General features: G+C 75.2%; 2 protein-coding genes and 1 pseudogene. All 3 read right to left on the bottom strand.

The genetic code is table 11. The features are described 5' to 3' along the window. Positions 1-538 (bottom strand): annotated as a pseudogene (locus VIU94_RS01745) (FHA domain-containing protein); the annotation flags it as partial. A 40-nt stretch (positions 539-578) separates the two neighbouring features. Further along, complete coding sequence (locus tag VIU94_RS01740) at positions 579-1,937, bottom strand: vWA domain-containing protein (protein ID WP_331906738.1); 1,359 nt, start codon at positions 1,935-1,937, stop codon at positions 579-581. 25 nt (positions 1,938-1,962) lie between these two features. Beyond that, on the bottom strand, positions 1,963-2,984 hold a 1,022-nt coding region (locus VIU94_RS01735; RefSeq protein WP_331906736.1), incomplete at its 5' end, for a PP2C family protein-serine/threonine phosphatase.

Genomic DNA, 2,984 nt, shown 5'->3' with positions numbered 1-2,984 from the left:
CGGGCGGCGGAGGGCCGGGCTGCTGGAACGCGGGCGGCGGGGGCGGGGGCCCCTGGTGCTGCGGCGGACCCTGGTGCTGTGCCGGGTCGCCGGACAGCGGCTCGGCCGGCCGGTTCATCTGCGACGGCCGCGAGCCCTGGTAGTCGAAGTGGTCCGGCGGCCGGGGGGCCTGGGGCATCTGCGGCGGGGCCTGCGGCCCCGGACCGGCCTGGAAGCCGGGCGGCAGGTTCAGACCGGGCGGCGGGGCGGGCATGCCCTGCGGGGCGACCGGCTGGTACGAAGTCGCCGTGTTGGTGAGGAAGTTCCACCGGCACTCCTCGCAGAACGGGGCCATGGCCTCGCGCGGGGTGCGGCACTGCGGGCAGAGCTCCGCCTGTGCGGTGGCGTTCGGGTCGCCGCCCGGGTACCCGTACCCGGGCGCCGGGGGCGGAGGGGGCGGTACGGCACCCGCAGGCGCGCCCGCCCCGGCCATGCGATGGCCGCAGACCTCGCACCAGTCGTCGGAGACCGACTGGTGTCCGTTCGGGCAGGTCGGCATGTCGGTGCTTCCCCCTCTCGTCCTCGGCCTTCTCGGCCGGCTACTTCTTCACACGAACGGTCTTCGTGGAACGGGTTTCGAGTGTCATCTCGTCCGCTTCCGCGATTTTCGCCTTCAAACGCACAGTACCGGTCGCCGCGTCGACGACGTCCACCACCTTCGAAAGGAGTTTCGCGGTGTCCGTGTTCCCGGAGGCCACCGCGAGCTGCACCGCGCGGCCCAGCTTGGCCGTCGCACCGTCGAAATCCCCCGATTTGCGCGCGTCGAGGCCCTGTTGAATGGCCTGCGCCAGCTCGGCCTGGCCCGTGTAGTGCGCCACCTGCGGATTGATCGAGGTCGAGGCGGCCATGTCGTCCGTCCACACCGCCCGTACCAGACCCTGGGACAGCGTCTGCGGGGCGCCGCCCGCCGGGTCGGGGCGGACCAGCGACACGCGGGCCGCCAGCATCTCCTGCCCGACGCCGGCCTCCGGCACCCGGACGCAGACGTGGTAGTCGCGGGACTCGTCGCCCCACGAGCCGGTCGGGTAGTCGCCCGCCCGCGGACCCGCCTCGGCGCGCCGGTCGGTCAGGTCCTCCACCGTCGGCGCGACCTGCTTCACGTACCGGATCTCCACGCCCACCGGGGTCCACAGGCGCAGTTGGACGTCCGCGACCTCCTTGCCCATCGCGGACTCCATCATCCGCGTGAAGTCGGCGGCCAGCCCGGACGGGTCGGCGACGATGTCGGCGGTGCCGAGCAGCGCCGAGGCGATCTGGGTGACCTCCTTCACCTCCCAGTCCGTGCCGACGCCGCGGGCGTCGCAGGTGAAGCGGCCCGCGCAGGCGTCGAGGGCGGCCTTCAGGTCGGCCGGGGTCTCGTGCTCGTTGCGGCCGTCGGTGAGCAGGATGCCGTGCCGGACCGCCCCGTCGGCGGTGGCCAGCAGGCCGTCCGCGAGGCGAAGCCAGGTGCCGATCGCGGTGCCGCCGCCCGCGGACAGCCGGCGCAGTGCCTCCTTGGCCTCGGCGCGGGTCCGGTCGTCGGCGACGGCCAGCCGGCCGGCCCCGGGGTAGACCTCCTTCGCCACGTGCGTCCCGGCGACGACGGCGAAGGCGACGCCGTCGCGCAGGGTGTCGACGGCCGCGGCGGTGGCGTCCCGCGCGTTGCGCATCTTCGTCGGCGGGTAGTCCATGGAACCCGAGCAGTCGACCATGATCACGACGGCGCCGGAGGCGGCCGGGTCCGTCGCGGGCTGCGTGAGCGGGTCCGCCCTCGGGTGCGGCACCCCGCCGAGGGTGCCGCCGCCGGTGGCGGTGACCGTCACGATCGCGTTGACCTCGCGCCCGCCCTCCGGCAGGAACTCGTTCTGGTACACGTCCACCGAGAAGTGCGGCACGTTCGACTTGGAGAAGTTGGCCATCAGTTCGGCTCCTGTGTACGAAGGCTCACGCGGTGGGGCTGCTGGGGGCGCCGTAGGCCGATCCTGCCCCCTGCGGCGGCAGGGCGAACGGCAGCAGCGCCACTGTTACGTTGTCGTGGCCGCCGCCGTCCAGCGCGTGACCCACCAGCACCTGCGCGCCGTGCAGCGGCCGGCCGGCCGCGTCCGGCGGCACGACCCGGGCCATCTCCTCGGCGCCCTCCGCGTAGTTCCACAGGCCGTCCGTGCAGACCACGACCACGCCGGGGCGGTCCGGCTTGAACGCGGCGGTGTGCGGCTCCAGTTCGTAGGCGTCCGCGCCGAGCCAGCCGGTGATGGCGTGGGCGCGCTCGTCGGCGTACGCCTCCGCCTCGCTCATCAGGCCCGCCGCGACCATCTGGGCGGCCCAGGAGTCGTCCTCGGTGAGCCGGGCGGGCGGGGCGGAGCGGTCGTCCGGGACCCAGTACGCCCGGCTGTCGCCGACCCAGCCGACGACGAGCAGCCCGCCGGCCACGATCGAGCCGACGATGGTGCACGCGGGCGCGTTCCGGTGCGGGTCGTGGTCGCGCGCCGAGCCGGGCTCCTCCGCGAGGGAGTTGACCGCTTCGGCGGCGGCGACGATCGCCTCGTGCATGGCCTGCTGGAGGTGCGTGCCGCGGGGCAGCGCGTCGAGCAGCGCCTCGCTGGCGGCGCTCGCCGCGGCGGCGGACGCCTCGTCGGGGCGGGTGGCGGAGGAGACGCCGTCGCACACGATCGCGAGGACGGCGGGGGAGCCGTCGGGCAGCGCGGTGGCGGACACGGCGAACGCGTCCTCGTTGCGGTGGTGCCGCAGCCCGCGGTCGCTGACCGCGGCGACGGCGTCCAGCTCGCGCTCCATGTGGTCCCGCTCGCGGGGCTGCGCGTGCCCGCAGTTCTCGCAGTACCCGTCGTCGTCCACCCGCCCGGCCCGGCAGGCGACGCACACCTTCGCGCCCGCGCCCGCGAGCGCGCCGACCCGGGGGTCGGGCGCGGCCAGCTCGAAGTCCCCGTCGGCCCCGGCGTCGTGCGCCG

It is taken from the genome of Streptomyces sp., assembly GCF_036566765.1.
Taxonomy (GTDB): Bacteria; Actinomycetota; Actinomycetes; order Streptomycetales; family Streptomycetaceae; genus Streptomyces.
This window is presented reverse-complemented; position numbering and strand designations above follow the sequence as displayed.

Coding starts and splice junctions, on each gene's coding strand:
- VIU94_RS01740 (WP_331906738.1), bottom strand. CDS start 1,937: ATGGCCAACTTCTCCAAGTCGAACGTGCCGCACTTCTCGGTGGACGTG.